At 58.0% G+C, this 13,718-nt stretch carries 15 protein-coding genes and 1 other RNA gene; 6 read left to right on the top strand and 10 right to left on the bottom strand.

Features of this window, described 5'->3' with window-relative positions:
- Positions 1–159 precede the first annotated feature (159 nt).
- Both rnpB and rsmI read right to left on the bottom strand, forming a co-directional pair.
- Positions 160–513, bottom strand: an RNA gene (gene rnpB / locus ACNYC6_RS18650) — RNase P RNA component class A.
- 75 nt (positions 514–588) lie between these two features.
- Complete coding sequence (gene rsmI, locus ACNYC6_RS18645) at positions 589–1,461, bottom strand: 16S rRNA (cytidine(1402)-2'-O)-methyltransferase (protein WP_419708626.1); 873 nt, start codon at positions 1,459–1,461, stop codon at positions 589–591.
- Positions 1,462–1,669: 208 nt separating this feature from the next.
- On the opposite strand from rsmI, the gene ACNYC6_RS18640 reads away from it, so the two are divergent.
- The 4 genes from ACNYC6_RS18640 (at position 1,670) to ACNYC6_RS18625 (ending at position 5,113) form a co-directional block, all read left to right on the top strand.
- Complete coding sequence (locus ACNYC6_RS18640) at positions 1,670–3,481, top strand: penicillin-binding protein activator (protein ID WP_419708625.1); 1,812 nt, start codon at positions 1,670–1,672, stop codon at positions 3,479–3,481.
- The gene (locus ACNYC6_RS18635) at positions 3,481–3,843 is read left to right on the top strand and encodes a YraN family protein (RefSeq protein ID WP_419712979.1); all 363 of its coding nucleotides are present in this window, start codon (positions 3,481–3,483) and stop codon (positions 3,841–3,843) included. Before ACNYC6_RS18640 ends, ACNYC6_RS18635 begins: the two co-directional genes overlap by 1 nt.
- A 101-nt stretch (positions 3,844–3,944) precedes the next feature.
- The gene (locus ACNYC6_RS18630) at positions 3,945–4,538 is read left to right on the top strand and encodes a phosphoheptose isomerase (protein WP_007972584.1); all 594 of its coding nucleotides are present in this window, start codon (positions 3,945–3,947) and stop codon (positions 4,536–4,538) included.
- The gene (locus tag ACNYC6_RS18625) at positions 4,535–5,113 is read left to right on the top strand and encodes a BON domain-containing protein (RefSeq protein WP_416126364.1); all 579 of its coding nucleotides are present in this window, start codon (positions 4,535–4,537) and stop codon (positions 5,111–5,113) included. Before ACNYC6_RS18630 ends, ACNYC6_RS18625 begins: the two co-directional genes overlap by 4 nt.
- Before the next feature lie 44 nt (positions 5,114–5,157).
- Here the strand turns inward: ACNYC6_RS18625 and ACNYC6_RS18620 are convergent, their stop codons facing one another.
- The 7 genes from ACNYC6_RS18620 to rplM form a co-directional block, all read right to left on the bottom strand.
- Positions 5,158–5,571, bottom strand: coding sequence for a ClpXP protease specificity-enhancing factor (locus ACNYC6_RS18620; protein ID WP_419708624.1), 414 nt, complete (start codon positions 5,569–5,571; stop codon positions 5,158–5,160).
- 16 nt (positions 5,572–5,587) lie between these two features.
- Positions 5,588–6,205, bottom strand: a complete 618-nt coding sequence (locus ACNYC6_RS18615; protein WP_419708623.1) for a glutathione S-transferase N-terminal domain-containing protein — start codon at positions 6,203–6,205, stop codon at positions 5,588–5,590.
- A gap of 150 nt (positions 6,206–6,355) precedes the next feature.
- On the bottom strand, positions 6,356–7,138 hold the full coding sequence (locus ACNYC6_RS18610) for a cytochrome c1 (protein ID WP_419708622.1): 783 nt from the start codon (positions 7,136–7,138) through the stop codon (positions 6,356–6,358).
- Positions 7,138–8,349, bottom strand: coding sequence for a cytochrome b (locus ACNYC6_RS18605; RefSeq protein ID WP_034149536.1), 1,212 nt, complete (start codon positions 8,347–8,349; stop codon positions 7,138–7,140). Before ACNYC6_RS18605 ends, ACNYC6_RS18610 begins: the two co-directional genes overlap by 1 nt.
- Positions 8,349–8,942, bottom strand: coding sequence for a ubiquinol-cytochrome c reductase iron-sulfur subunit (gene petA, locus ACNYC6_RS18600; RefSeq protein ID WP_047533009.1), 594 nt, complete (start codon positions 8,940–8,942; stop codon positions 8,349–8,351). Before petA ends, ACNYC6_RS18605 begins: the two co-directional genes overlap by 1 nt.
- Before the next feature lie 267 nt (positions 8,943–9,209).
- The gene (gene rpsI / locus ACNYC6_RS18595) at positions 9,210–9,602 is read right to left on the bottom strand and encodes a 30S ribosomal protein S9 (protein ID WP_003228056.1); all 393 of its coding nucleotides are present in this window, start codon (positions 9,600–9,602) and stop codon (positions 9,210–9,212) included.
- A gap of 14 nt (positions 9,603–9,616) precedes the next feature.
- Positions 9,617–10,045, bottom strand: a complete 429-nt coding sequence (gene rplM, locus ACNYC6_RS18590) for a 50S ribosomal protein L13 (protein ID WP_003228062.1) — start codon at positions 10,043–10,045, stop codon at positions 9,617–9,619.
- 245 nt (positions 10,046–10,290) lie between these two features.
- On the opposite strand from rplM, the gene ACNYC6_RS18585 reads away from it, so the two are divergent.
- Positions 10,291–11,331, top strand: coding sequence for an NADP(H)-dependent aldo-keto reductase (locus ACNYC6_RS18585; protein WP_419708621.1), 1,041 nt, complete (start codon positions 10,291–10,293; stop codon positions 11,329–11,331).
- 107 nt (positions 11,332–11,438) lie between these two features.
- Here the strand turns inward: ACNYC6_RS18585 and ACNYC6_RS18580 are convergent, their stop codons facing one another.
- Positions 11,439–12,575 (bottom strand): acyl-CoA dehydrogenase family protein, encoded by a 1,137-nt coding sequence (locus ACNYC6_RS18580; RefSeq protein ID WP_419708620.1) that lies wholly within the window; start codon positions 12,573–12,575, stop codon positions 11,439–11,441.
- Between the two features lie 221 nt (positions 12,576–12,796).
- On the opposite strand from ACNYC6_RS18580, the gene ACNYC6_RS18575 reads away from it, so the two are divergent.
- On the top strand, positions 12,797–13,717 hold the full coding sequence (locus ACNYC6_RS18575) for a GlxA family transcriptional regulator (RefSeq protein ID WP_178120848.1): 921 nt from the start codon (positions 12,797–12,799) through the stop codon (positions 13,715–13,717).
- Position 13,718 lies beyond the last annotated feature (1 nt).

Genomic DNA, 13,718 nt, shown 5'->3' with positions numbered 1-13,718 from the left:
CTTGAATCAGCACAGAAGGCTGCGTTCGGAAGTTAAAGTAATTTATTAAGAGTAAGATTTTTTCGGTATTACAACAGGGGTTCTGCAGATGATTGTGTAAGAAGGGAAATTGCTATCACCAGCCTCTGCTCAGTGATTTAAGCAGAGGGGAGAAAAAAGGTGGAGAGTCGATCTGTAAGCCGGGTTCTGTCTTGAACAGTCATTCGTCTACGATGGCCATCACTGGACATCTTTAGCAACCTACCCGGTCCCAGCGCGGGCCACGCCTTGGGACCCTATTTGGTCTTGCTCCAAGTGGGGTTTACCTAGCCACGAACTGTTGCCAGACGTGCGGTGCGCTCTTACCGCACCTTTTCACCCTTACCGGCGCCGAAGCGCTTAGGCGGTTATTTTCTGTGGCACTTTCCGTAGGCTCACGCCTCCCAGGCATTACCTGGCACTTCGCCCTATGGAGCCCGGACTTTCCTCCCCCCCCTAATTTTCATAGAGGGCAGCGACTGTCCGATCGACTCTCCGCCGCGAAGGTTAACGGCAGAGCGCCCGAAGAACAAGCGCTAAACGCCTTCGAGCATGCCTATGCGTCGGGTTTTACTCGCTTTTCTGTTTATCCAGCGCGACCTGATAAAGAACATTCTTACGCTCACCGGTAATTTGCGCTGCCAATGCCGCGGCACGTTTGAGCGGCATTTCTTCGAGCAACAGATTGAGAACGCGCATCGCCTCACTGCTGACCGCCTCTTCGGACTCTGGCGCGGTCCAGCCCGCCACCAACACCACGCACTCACCACGCTGCTGATTGCTGTCCGACTCGACGAACTGGCGCAATTCAGCCAAAGGCAAACCCTTGAGGGTTTCGAACGTCTTAGTCAGTTCGCGAGCCAGCAATGCCGGACGCTCAGCACCGAACACCAGTTCCATATCCTGCAGACATTCAAGAATGCGGTGCGGCGCCTCGTAAAAGATCAACGTGCGCGGCTCTTCCTTTATCGCCTCGAGACGAGCGCGTCTTCCCACCGCCTTGGCCGGCAGAAAACCTTCGAAGATAAAACGGTCCGACGGCAACCCGGCGGCTGACAGTGCCGCGATCAAGGCACAGGCACCGGGTACCGGCACCACATTGATCCCGGCAGCGCGGGCCTGGCGCACCAGGTGATAACCCGGATCGGAAATCAGCGGCGTCCCGGCATCGGAGATCAGCGCCACATTATCGCCGGCGAGCAGACGGGTAATGAAACGACTGCCTTCATCGCGCTCGTTATGCTCATGGCAAGCCGCCAGCGGCGTCTGGATACCGAAGTGCTGCATCAAACGCTGGGAATGGCGGGTGTCCTCGGCGGCGATCAACGCGACATCGCGCAGGATTTTCAGCGCACGCGCACTGATGTCGTCCAGGTTGCCGATGGGCGTCGCCACCACATAAAGCGAGCCAGCAGCGGAATTCAAAGCACCTGGAGCAGTCAAAGCGCACACCTCATGATCGATAAAGCCGCCATTGTAACGCGTCGCGACGCTCGCGATACGCGCAAGCAGCACTCGGTTTTGCGGTCGTTTGTGCCGCACCGCAACATTTTCACCAGCTAAATTGATCGATTCATGCCAGTAACATCGCGCCCCGGCCAGCGCTTGGGTACAATTCCACGCTAATTTGATCGAGTATCAGGAACACTACATGATCGCTTGCCTGCGGCTGTTCACTGCCCTCTGCCTCGCTGCCTTGCTGGCGGCTTGCGCCAGCTCGCCCTCCTCCAGCCTTGGCGAACTTCCACGGACCCCGGATGCCAGTATCGAGCAACTGCTCGAGAAGGCCGCCCAAAGCAAATCGCCGGAAGACGCCGCCCTGTTGCGCCTGAGCGCAGCGGACCTGGCCTACCGTCAGGGCAATGCCGCCCAGTCCGCGCAAATCCTGCAGCAAGTGCCCGTGGAGCAACTCAAGCCCGGCCAGCAGGTATTCGCCAGCACACTGGCCGCCGAGCTGGCCATGACCCGCAATCAGCCGAAAGCTGCGCTGACCGCTTTGAGCCATCCAAGCATGCAGCGCCTGGGCGAATTGCCGGAAGAGCAACAGATCCGCACCGGCACCGTTCGCGCCCGCGCCCTTGAAGCCGATGGCCAGACCCTGGCCGCCGCAAAGGAACGCATTTTTATCGCGCCGATGTTGAGCGGTGAAGCCGCCAGCAAAAACCACGAAGCGATCTGGACATTGATCGCTTCACTGCCCACCGACCAATTGCAGCCAAACGCCACTGACGATCTCGGCGGCTGGATGGGCCTGGCGCTGGCGGTGAAAACTGCCGGCACTCTGGAGCAGCAGCAGGCCGCCATCGACAACTGGCGCAAGCAGAACCCAAAACACCCGGCCGCCGTTCAACTGCCACTGCCACTGACCAAGCTCAAGGAACTGGCCAGCCAGCCCCTGAGCAAGATCGCCCTGCTGCTGCCACAGGATGGCCCGCTGGCGTCGGTCGGCAAGGCACTGCGCGAAGGCTTCATGGCCGCGCACTACCAGGCACAACAGGCCGGGCAGAAACCGCCAGCCATCGAGTTCTATGACAGCTCGCGCCTGACGTCCATGGACGAGTTCTATCGCAAGGCCCAGGCCGATGGCGTGCAACTGGTCGTCGGCCCGCTGGAGAAGCCGCTGGTCAAACAGCTGAGCACCCGCCCGCAATTGCCGATCACCACCCTGGCGTTGAACTACAGCGAAGGCGATCAAGGTCCGGCTCAACTGTTCCAGTTTGGTCTGGCCGCAGAAGACGAAGCCCGTGAAGTATCCCGCCGCGCACGCGCCGACGGCCTGCATCGCGCCGCCATCATGGTGCCGAAAGGCGAATGGGGCGACCGCGTACTTCGGGCGTTCAGCCAGGACTGGCAAGCGAACGGCGGCAGTGTCGTAGCCACCGAGCGTGTCGACCAGCCGGTTCAACTGGCCCAGCAGATTGCCGACATGTTCCAGTTGCGCCAGAGCGAAGGTCGCGCCAAGAGCCTGCAAAGCACGGTAGGTTCGCAGGTTGCCGCCCAGCCTTCGCGCCGCCAGGATATCGAGTTCATCTTCCTGGCCGCCACGCCACAACAGGCACAACAGATCAAACCGACCCTGAACTTCCAGTACGCGGGTGACGTTCCGGTCTACGCCACTTCCCATGTGTTCAGCGCCAGCGGCGACGTAAACCAGTACAACGACATGAACGGCATTCGCTTCTGCGAAACCCCATGGTTGCTGGATGCCAATGACCCGCTGCGCCAACAAGTCACGGCACAATGGCCGCAAGCGGCCGGCAGCCTGGGTCGCTTGTACGCAATGGGTGTCGACGCCTATCGCCTGGCGCCACGCCTGGGACAACTCAAGGCCCTGCCGGACAGCCGCATCGAAGGCCAGTCGGGCAGCCTGAGCATGACCCAGAACCAGCGCGTCGTACGGCAGTTGCCGTGGGCCGAGTTCGTCAACGGTCAGGTTCAACGCCTGCCAAACACTCCACGCTGATGCCTGACAGGTCACGCCAGCAAAGCGGCAAGGATGCCGAGCGCCATGCGCTCGAGCATCTTCAACAACAAGGTCTGCGCCTGCTGGCGCAGAACTGGTTGTGTAAACGCGGCGAGCTTGATCTGGTCATGCTAGATGGCGATACAGTAGTATTCGTTGAAGTTCGCTACAGAAAAAACACTCAATGGGGTGGCGCGCTCGATAGCGTCGATGAGCGCAAACGGCAGAAACTGATTTTTGCCGCGCAGTATTTTCTTCAGCGTGAGTCACGCTGGGCCAATTCCCCTTGCCGCTTCGACGTGGTTGCCATTGATAGCAACTTCGATCAGTTGAACTGGTTGCAGAATGCCTTCGACAGCTGATCGCTTGCGCCACGAAGCGGACACCACCCAACACTTTTGCTCTTTGTTTTGCGGGCTGCACTTTCACGTGCCGGACAGCCGCGCTCATTAAGGTCACACAGATGGACATGCAATCGCGAATTCGCCAGCTTTTTCAGGCCAGTATCGACACCAAGCAACAGGCGATGGAAGTACTTGCACCGCACATCGAGCAAGCCAGCCAGGTCATGGTCAACGCCCTGCTCAACGAGGGCAAAATGCTCTCGTGCGGCAATGGCGGCTCTGCCGGTGACGCCCAGCACTTCTCGTCGGAGCTGCTCAATCGCTTCGAACGCGAGCGCCCGAGCCTGCCGGCCATCGCACTGACCACCGACAGCTCGACGATCACCTCGATCGCCAACGACTACAGCTACAACGAAATCTTCTCCAAGCAGATTCGCGCGCTGGGTCAACCCGGCGATGTACTGCTGGCGATTTCCACTAGCGGCAACTCGGCGAACATAATTCAAGCGATCCAGGCCGCACATGATCGCGAAATGATTGTCGTAGCTTTGACCGGTCGTGATGGCGGCGGCATGGCGTCGCTGCTATTGCCCGAGGACGTGGAGATTCGCGTACCGGCCAACGTCACCGCACGTATTCAGGAAGTCCACCTGCTGGCGATCCATTGCCTATGCGATCTGATCGACAGCCAACTGTTCGGGAGTGAAGAATGACCCCTAATCGCCTCGGCCTACTGGCCCTGACCCTGTGCCTCGGCATCAGCGGCTGCACCTCAGTGGTGAATGCCAGCCGTGAAGCACCGATCGAAGATGACCGTGGCACCCGTACCTTCGGCAGCAAGATCGACGATTCCCTGATCGACACCAAGGTCGGCGTGAACATCGCCAAGGCTGACCCCGCGCTGGATAACGACTCACACATCGTCGTCACCAGCTTCAACGGCGTCGTACTGCTCGCCGGACAAACCCCACGCGCCGACCTCAAGGCCAAGGCCGAACAGGCCGCCGCTGCCGTTCAGCGCGTGAAGACGGTTCACAACGAAATACAGGTTCTGCCGCCCTCCGGCTTTCTTGCCCGTCAGAATGACACCTGGCTGACCTCCAAGATCAAGACCCAAATGCTGACCGACCCGAACATCCCCGGCTCGCGCATCAAGGTCGTGACCGAGAACGGCATCGTCTATCTGCTGGGTCTGCTGACCAAACAGGAAGCCGCCCAGGCAACCAATCTGGTGCAAGGGGTTTCCGGTGTGCAGAAGATTGTGAAGCTGTTTGAATACATCGACTGAAGCGCAACTACAAAAAAGGCGATCCAACCGGATCGCCTTTTTTATTACTTCACCACTTTCAGGCTAGGCCGACCGCTTGGCCGCGGCGGCTCGCTGTCCGGTGGCGGAAGATCATCGTTCGGCTCGATGTCGTCGTCTTCGCCCATAGGCGACTCCAGATCAAACACCATGCCTTGACCGTTCTCCCGGGCGTAGATACCCAGGATCGATGCGATAGGCACGAACAGCGTATGCGGCACACCACCGAAGCGACCTTCGAAGCTTACCGCCTCGTTGTCCATGTGCAAATGACGCACAGCTTGTGGCGATACGTTCAGGACAATCTGCCCGTCACTGGCAAAACCTTGCGGCACCTGCACCGAGGGATACTCGGAATTGACCAGCATGTGCGGGGTGCAATCGTTGTCCACAATCCACTCGTAGAGCGCGCGGACCAGATAAGGTCGACTGGAGTTCATAGCGGCTCCTTAAGCCTTAGCGCATATCGCGTTCGACACCAGACAGACTCGCCTGGAAAGCCTCACGCGCAAACTGGCGCTCCATGTAATCAAGCAGCGGCTTGGCGGGCCGCGGCAGTTCTATACCCAGAATCGGCAATCGCCAGAGTATTGGCAATAGGCAGCAATCCACCAGGCTTTGTTCCTCACTGAGGAAAAACGGCTTGTCGGCGAACAACGGCGACACGCCGGCCAGGCTTTCACGCAGCTCTTTACGCGCCACAGCGCGAGCGGCCTCCTTAGTCCGCGAATCCAGGATCAGATCCACCAGACCACACCAGTCGCGCTGGATACGATGCATCAACAGACGACTGTTGGCACGCGCCACCGGATAAACCGGCAGGAGTGGCGGGTGCGGGTAACGCTCATCCAGGTATTCCATCACCACCGTAGATTCCCACAACGCCAAGTCACGATCGACCAGGGTGGGCAAACTGCCGTAAGGGTTCACTTCGATCAGTTTAGGCGGCTGGCGGCCAGCTTCCACGTAAATGATCTCGGCGCTGACACCCTTCTCTGCCAGTACGATTCGCACTCGGTGGGAATAGTGGTCGGCGGGGTCGGAGTAACAGGCCAACCGATTGGTCACGCCCATGGCGGTCCTCCTCGCTTGTAGAAATTATCGGAAGCGGAAAAACGAGCGCGCCCAGAGGGCGCCTCCCGTAACGCCTGGAAGTCCAGGCTCGCTACACTTTCAGAGGCGCCCTTGGGCGCGCGCGATTAACAGCAATTGCTTGAAGCTTTATCAGTGCACGTCTTTCCAGTATTCACGCTTGAGCAAGTAGGCGAATACGAAGAAGAACGCCAGGTACAGCAATACATACGTACCGATGCGCTGATGTTGCAGCTTAACCGGGTTAGCCGAGTAAGCCAGGAAGGTTACCAGATTCTTGACCTTCTCATCGAACTGCTCTTCGGTCAGAGCACCGCTTTTCGGCACAATGGTCAGCTGATCGCACGCTTCATGGGTCAGCGGCGTACCGGTCAGCGGATCATATTGCTTCTTGCCGTCTTCGACGATCTGAACCTGTTTGCAACCGACAACCTGACGACCTTGCAGGCCGACCAGCACGTTAGGCATACCGACGTTCGGGAAGACCTTGTTGTTCACACCCCAAGGGCGCGACGGATCTTCATAGAACGACTTCAGGTAACCGTAGAGCCAGTCAGTACCGCGAACGCGAGCCACCAGGGTCAGGTCGGGCGGCGCCGCACCGAACCAGGTCTTGGCGTCAGCCGGCTGCATGCCGATGTTCATGTGATCGCCGATCTTGGCGCCGGTGAACACCAGCTTCTCAAGCATCAACTCATGAGGAATGCCCAGGTCATCGGCAACACGCTCATAACGCTGGAACTTGGCACTGTGGCAACCCATGCAATAGTTGGCGAACGTACGTGCGCCGTCCTGCATGGCAGCCTTGTCGGAAACGTCGATGTCGACTTTTTCCAGCTCGGGACCGCCGTGCTCAGCAGCGAAAGCGAATACCGGCAGTGCGGCAAGCATCAATACAGCAAATAGTTTTTTCATCAGCCAGTCACCCTTTCCGGTACCGGTTTGGTCTTCTCGAGCCTGGTGTAGAACGGCATCAGAATGAAGTAGGCGAAGTACAGGAAGGTACATACCTGCGACAGCAGCGTACGGCCTGGAGTCGGAGCCAGAACACCCAACACGCCCAGGATCACGAACGAGATGCAGAACACCCACAGCCAGATCTTGCTCAGCCAACCTTTGTAGCGCATCGACTTGACCGGGCTACGGTCCAGCCACGGCAGGACGAACAGCACCGCAATGGCCGCGCCCATGGCGATAACGCCGAGGAGTTTGTCCGGAACCGCGCGCAAAATCGCGTAGAACGGGGTGAAGTACCAGACCGGAGCGATGTGCTCCGGGGTCTTGAAGGCGTTCGCCACTTCAAAGTTCGGCTTCTCGAGGAAGTAGCCACCCATTTCCGGGAAGAAGAACACGATCGAACAGAAGATGAACAGGAACACCACCACGCCGACGATATCTTTCACGGTGTAGTACGGGTGGAAGGCAATGCCGTCCAGCGGTATACCGTTTTCGTCTTTGTGTTTCTTGATGTCCACGCCGTCCGGGTTATTCGAACCGACTTCGTGCAGCGCCAGAATGTGCAGCACCACCAGACCGAGAATCACGATCGGCAAGGCCACCACGTGCAAGGCGAAGAAGCGGTTCAGGGTAATACCGGAAATCAGGTAGTCACCACGGATCCACTGGGTCAGGTCGTTACCGATGACCGGGATCGCACCGAACAGCGAGATGATCACTTGGGCGCCCCAGTAGGACATCTGGCCCCATGGCAGTAAGTAGCCCATGAAGGCTTCGGCCATCAATGCCAGGTAGATCAGCATGCCGAAAACCCACACCAATTCACGCGGTTTCTGGTACGAACCGTAGAGCAAGCCACGGAACATGTGCAGATAGACCACAATGAAAAACGCCGAAGCGCCGGTGGAGTGCAGCAGACGCAGGATCGAGCCGTACTCGACGTCGCGCATGATGTATTCGACGGAAGCGAATGCCTCTTCTGCCGAAGGGGTGTAACTCATGGTCAGCCAGACACCGGTGACGATCTGGTTGACCAGAACGAGCAATGCCAGGGAGCCAAAGAAATAGAAGAAGTTGAAGTTTTTCGGGGCGTAGTACTTGCTGAGATGGTCTTCCCACATTTTGGTCGCGGGAAAGCGCGCATCAACCCAATCCATGAACTTGCTCATCACGCTTTCTCCGTATCGACGCCAATGACAATGATGTCATCGGTCTCATAGGAATGCGGGGGAACTGGCAGGTTCAAAGGCGCAGGTTGCGACTTGTAGACGCGGCCAGCCAGGTCGTAGTGGGAGCCGTGGCAAGGGCAGAAATAGCCACCTACCCAGTCCTTGCCCAGGTCAGCAGGTGCCACTTCGGGACGGAAGGTCGGCGAGCAACCCAGGTGGGTGCAGATACCGATCAGCAACAGAACTTCAGGTTTGATCGACCGGGTTTCCGGGTCGACATAGGTCGGTTGTGTCGAGTTCTTGGAGGTCGGGTCAGACAACTGGCCCTCGATCTTTTTCAGATTCCCCAGGATTTCCTGTGTACGGCGGACGATGAATACCGGCTGGCCGCGCCACTCAGCAATCATCTGCTGGCCTGGCTCGATTTTGCTGACATTCACTTTCACCGGTGCACCTGCGGCTTTCGCCTTGGCACTGGGAAACCATGACCCCACGAACGGGACCGCAGCCCCCACCGCTCCTGCAGCACCCACCACGGATGTGGCTGCTACCAAGAAGCGACGCCGGCCTGCATTCACGCCGTCATTGCTCATTCAGTCCTCTCCCATCAGCTTTGTGGCCTGTTAAATCAGGCATCTACTAAGTAAATCTATGTACTTATAAAAATTTTGCCGAATGGTAATGAAAAGCCCCAATTCTGACAAGGTAATTACCCTGGGGCACCACTGCCAAGCCTTGTAGTATAGGGGGTCTGCAGCTGTGGCAAGTTGTCACAGCGCAATTCTTTGATAAATCGCACGCATAAAAAAACGCCCGGTTCCGTGAGGAATCCGGGCGTTCTTTTTGAACGCGGAAGCGAATTAACGCTTCGAGTACTGCGGACGCTTACGCGCTTTACGCAGACCAACTTTCTTACGTTCAACTTCACGTGCATCGCGGGTTACGAAGCCAGCTTTACGCAGAGCGCTGCGCAGAGTCTCGTCGTAATCCATCAGAGCGCGAGTGATACCGTGGCGGATTGCGCCAGCTTGACCACTTACACCACCGCCGATCACGGTGACGTAGATGTCGAACTTCTCGACAGTCTCAGTCAATTCCAGCGGCTGACGAACTACCATGCGGGCAGTTTCGCGGCCGAAGAAATTATCCAGCGAACGGTTGTTGATGGAGATGTTACCAGTACCCGGACGCAGGAAAACGCGTGCGGTTGCGGTCTTGCGACGGCCAGTGCCGTAATTTTGAGTCGCCGACATAATGAACTATTCCGTTAAATCTTCAGTTCTTGGGGCTGCTGAGCAGTATGAGGGTGTGCAGCGCCCGCATAGACTTTCAGCTTACGGTACATGTCGCGACCCAGCGGGTTCTTAGGCAGCATGCCTTTGACCGCGGTCTCGATCACGCGCTCAGGGGCCTTGGCGATCAGCTTTTCAAAGTTGATCGACTTGATGCCGCCCGGGAAACCGGAGTGGGAGTAGTACATTTTGTCAGTGGTTTTAGCGCCGGTAACACGGATCTGCTCGGCGTTGATTACGACGATGTAGTCGCCGGTGTCAACGTGAGGAGTGTACTCAGGCTTGTGCTTGCCACGCAGACGGCTCGCGATTTCGGTGGCCAGACGACCCAGGGTCTGACCAGCAGCGTCGACGACAAACCAGTCGCGCTTTACTGTTTCCGGTTTAGCAGTAAAAGTCTTCATTCTTTATAGCCTCAGGGGCCGCCCTGTAAATTAGACGGCGGATCTTACTGAATAGTGCGTACTTTGACAAGTCAAAGGCAGCCGGATACAGACGCTTTCGGGGGCTCGGGTCGGCGCGTCCGTTCAACGGCAAGATTCTTCGGCGGCGGCGCATCACTTCCACTGCAGAAAGAGGTGCGCAATTATGCAGATTGCGAAAAATATTTCAACCTGCTTTTATGATTGTTTTGCCCAAGGAGCACCCGATGGACTATCGCCAGCTAGGCCGGACCAATCTTAATGTGAGTGCCCTCTGCCTCGGAACCATGACCTGGGGCGAGCAAAACAGCGAAGCAGACGCCTTCGCCCAGATTGAACGGGCCAAGAGTGCAGGGATCAATTTCATCGACACCGCCGAGATGTACCCGGTGCCACCCAAGGCCGAAACCTACGCCACCACCGAACGCTACATCGGCAATTACTTCAAAAGCCGCGGTGATCGTGCCGACTGGATCCTCGCCAGCAAGATCGCCGGGCCGGGCAACACCATCGACTACATCCGCGACAAGAATCTGCGGCACAATCGACAGCACATCACCGAAGCCGTGGATGCCAGCCTCGAGCGCTTGCAGACCGACTACATCGATTTGTACCAACTGCACTGGCCGGAGCGCAGCACCAACTTCTTCGGTCAGTTGGGCTACAAGCACCAGACCGAAGCCAACCTGACACCGCTTGAGGACACCCTCGAAGCGTTGGACGAACAGGTCAAGGCCGGCAAGATCCGCCACATCGGCCTGTCCAACGAAACCCCGTGGGGCACCATGCGGTTCCTTGCCCTGGCCGAAGCCCGCGGCTGGCCGCGTGCGGTGTCGATCCAGAACCCGTACAACCTGCTCAACCGCAGCTTCGAAGTCGGCCTGGCGGAAATCGCCATTCGCGAACAGTGCGGCCTCCTCGCCTATTCGCCGCTGGCGTTCGGCTTCCTGTCAGGCAAGTACGAAGGTGGCGCCCGACCGCCAAAAGGCCGCCTGAGCCTCTACAGCCGCTTCAGCCGCTATTTCAACCCCCAGTCGGAAGCAGCGTGCAGCCGCCATGTGGCACTGGCCCGTGAACACGGCCTGGACCCGGCACAAATGGCCCTGGCATTCGTGACCCAGCAGCCGTTCGTGACCAGCAATATCATCGGCGCAACCACGATGGAGCAACTGGAGAGCAACATTGCCAGTTTTGATCTGAAGCTATCGGACGAAGTGCTGGATGGGATCGAGGCGATTCACAAGGATCACCCAAATCCGGCTCCATAATCCCCATCGGTAGGAGAGGAGTGAGCTTGCTCGCGAAAAACCTGAGCACACCGCAGTGTGCCAGGCGTCAGCGTTATCGTTGACGACCATCGCGAGCAGGCTCGCTCCTACAATGATCTGGCAATGATCTCCTTCATGATTTCATTGGTCCCCGCATAAATCCGCTGCACCCGCGCATCCGCCCACGCCCGCGCAATCGGGTACTCCCACATGAAGCCGTAACCGCCATGCAACTGCACGCACTCGTCGAGCACCTTGCATTGCAGGTCGGTGCCCCAGTACTTGGCCATCGCCGCCGTCGGTACGTCGAGTTTGCCTTGCAGGTGCAGTTCCAGACAGCGATCGACGAAGACCCGACCGATCTGAATTTCCGTCGCCATCTCAGCCAGTTTGAAACGGGTATTCTGGAAATCCGCGATCGCCTTGCCGAACGCCTTGCGGTCACGGGTGTAGTCCAGCGTCCATTGCAGCGCCGCTTCGGCCGACGCCAGACCGCCAATGGCCACGGTCAGACGCTCCTGTGGCAACTCCTGCATCAAGTAAGCGAAGCCCATCCCTGCCTGGCCCAGCAGGTTTTCCTTCGGCACGCGCACGTCCTGGAAGAACAGTTCCGAGGTGTCCTGCGCCTTCATGCCGACTTTTTCCAGACGCTTGCCCTTCTCGAACCCCGGCGTATTCGCTTCGACCAGAAACAGACTGGTGCCTTTTGCGCCAGCCTTCGGATCCGTCTTGGCCACGACGATGACCAGGTCGGCGAGAAACCCGTTGGTGATAAAGGTCTTCGAGCCGTTGATCACGTACTCATCACCATCGAGCACCGCCGTGGTCTTCACCCCTTGCAGATCAGAACCCGCGCCTGGTTCCGTCATGGCGATGGCCGTCACCATCTCCCCGGAAACCAGTTTCGGCAGGTATTTGTGTTTCAGCGTTTCACTGCCGTAATGCAGGATGTACGGCGCCACAATGTCCGAATGCAGGGAGAAACCGATACCGGTCAACCCCAGGCGCCCTACTTCCTCGATCACCACCGCACTGTAGAGAAAGTCCGCCCCCAGTCCGCCGTACTCTTCAGGCAGATGCGAACACAACATCCCCGCCTCACCGGCTCTGTTCCAGAGTTTACGGTCGATATAACCCTGTTTTTCCCATTGCCCATGGAATGGCACCGCCTCTTTTTCGAGGAATGTTCGCACGCTGTCGCGGAAAAGTTCGTGCTCGGAGCTGAACAGGATTCTGGGGATCATGTGTCACCTTTTCTTTGTTATTAGATGGATTAGACCTTTAGAGACTAAGCCCGGCGTCCGATACAGGACACTGGACACATCCGACAAAAAATAAGACGATCCAGCCGTCTGGTGACCACTTTCCCCTATAAGAATAAAGTTGAATTATGTCTAACCAAGCCTCCACGCCCCTGCGGCGCGTCAACATCCTGGCTATCGACCGGGTTTTCGCTTCCACCCTCATGCAAGCCAAGGATTTCTTCCACCTCGCCAGCCTGCGCTACGGCAAACAGCTGGGCCAGGGCCTGACACCGGCGTTCGAAACCCGCCTGGTCAGCCCCGATGGCAAACCGGTCAACACCTTCAGCGATGTGATGATTCCGGTGGATGGCGGACTGGAAAATGCTGACATCATCGTCCTCCCAGCCTTCTGGGACGATTTCGATTCGCTGTGCAAACGTTATCCACAGGTCCTGCCCTGGCTGCGCCAGCAACATGCGCGCGGCGCGGTGCTGTGTGGTGAGGCTACCGGTGTGTTCTGGCTGGCCGAAGCCGGGTTGCTCAACGGCAAGGAAGCGACCACTTACTGGCGCTTCTTCAACGCCTTCGCCGAACGCTTCCCACAGGTTCAGCTCAACCAGGACAAACACCTGACCGACGCCGACAACCTGTATTGCGCGGGCGGTACCACCTCGGCCTGCGATCTGTACATTTACCTGATCGAACGTTTCTGCGGCGCCAACGTGTCCCAGGCCGTAGCCCGAGACATCCTCTATGAAGTGCAGCGCAGCTATTCACCGGGACGGATTGGATTCGGCGGGCAGAAGCTACACCAGGACGTGATCATCCTGCAGATCCAGCACTGGCTCGAAGAACATTTCGCCGACAAATTCCGCTTCGAAGACGTCGCCCGCGAACACGGCATGAGCATCCGCAACTTCATGCGCCGCTTCCAGACAGCCACCGGCGACAAGCCGCTGCACTACCTGCAACGCCTGCGCATCGAAACCGCCAAGGGCTTGTTGTCCGGCAGCCGCAAGAGCATCAAGACCATCAGCTATGAAGTCGGCTACGACGACGCGAGCTTCTTCGCACGACTGTTTCGCCAGCACACGGAGCTATCACCTAACCAGTATCGGCAGCAGTTTCAGCAGGCTGCGTAAC

Source organism: Pseudomonas sp. NFX224, assembly GCF_048565165.1.
Lineage (GTDB): Bacteria > Pseudomonadota > Gammaproteobacteria > Pseudomonadales > Pseudomonadaceae > Aquipseudomonas.
This window is presented reverse-complemented; position numbering and strand designations above follow the sequence as displayed.

What these genes read in the sequence shown, in the direction of transcription:
- ACNYC6_RS18640 (WP_419708625.1), top strand. Translation starts at nt 1,670, where the DNA reads ATGATCGCTTGCCTGCGGCTGTTCACTGCCCTCTGCCTCGCTGCCTTG.
- ACNYC6_RS18635 (WP_419712979.1), top strand. Translation starts at nt 3,481, where the DNA reads ATGCCTGACAGGTCACGCCAGCAAAGCGGCAAGGATGCCGAGCGCCAT.
- ACNYC6_RS18630 (WP_007972584.1), top strand. Translation starts at nt 3,945, where the DNA reads ATGGACATGCAATCGCGAATTCGCCAGCTTTTTCAGGCCAGTATCGAC.
- ACNYC6_RS18625 (WP_416126364.1), top strand. Translation starts at nt 4,535, where the DNA reads ATGACCCCTAATCGCCTCGGCCTACTGGCCCTGACCCTGTGCCTCGGC.
- ACNYC6_RS18620 (WP_419708624.1), bottom strand. Translation starts at nt 5,571, where the DNA reads ATGAACTCCAGTCGACCTTATCTGGTCCGCGCGCTCTACGAGTGGATT.
- ACNYC6_RS18615 (WP_419708623.1), bottom strand. Translation starts at nt 6,205, where the DNA reads ATGGGCGTGACCAATCGGTTGGCCTGTTACTCCGACCCCGCCGACCAC.
- ACNYC6_RS18610 (WP_419708622.1), bottom strand. Translation starts at nt 7,138, where the DNA reads ATGAAAAAACTATTTGCTGTATTGATGCTTGCCGCACTGCCGGTATTC.
- ACNYC6_RS18605 (WP_034149536.1), bottom strand. Translation starts at nt 8,349, where the DNA reads ATGAGCAAGTTCATGGATTGGGTTGATGCGCGCTTTCCCGCGACCAAA.
- petA (WP_047533009.1), bottom strand. Translation starts at nt 8,942, where the DNA reads ATGAGCAATGACGGCGTGAATGCAGGCCGGCGTCGCTTCTTGGTAGCA.
- rpsI (WP_003228056.1), bottom strand. Translation starts at nt 9,602, where the DNA reads ATGTCGGCGACTCAAAATTACGGCACTGGCCGTCGCAAGACCGCAACC.
- rplM (WP_003228062.1), bottom strand. Translation starts at nt 10,045, where the DNA reads ATGAAGACTTTTACTGCTAAACCGGAAACAGTAAAGCGCGACTGGTTT.
- ACNYC6_RS18585 (WP_419708621.1), top strand. Translation starts at nt 10,291, where the DNA reads ATGGACTATCGCCAGCTAGGCCGGACCAATCTTAATGTGAGTGCCCTC.
- ACNYC6_RS18580 (WP_419708620.1), bottom strand. Translation starts at nt 12,575, where the DNA reads ATGATCCCCAGAATCCTGTTCAGCTCCGAGCACGAACTTTTCCGCGAC.
- ACNYC6_RS18575 (WP_178120848.1), top strand. Translation starts at nt 12,797, where the DNA reads ATGCAAGCCAAGGATTTCTTCCACCTCGCCAGCCTGCGCTACGGCAAA.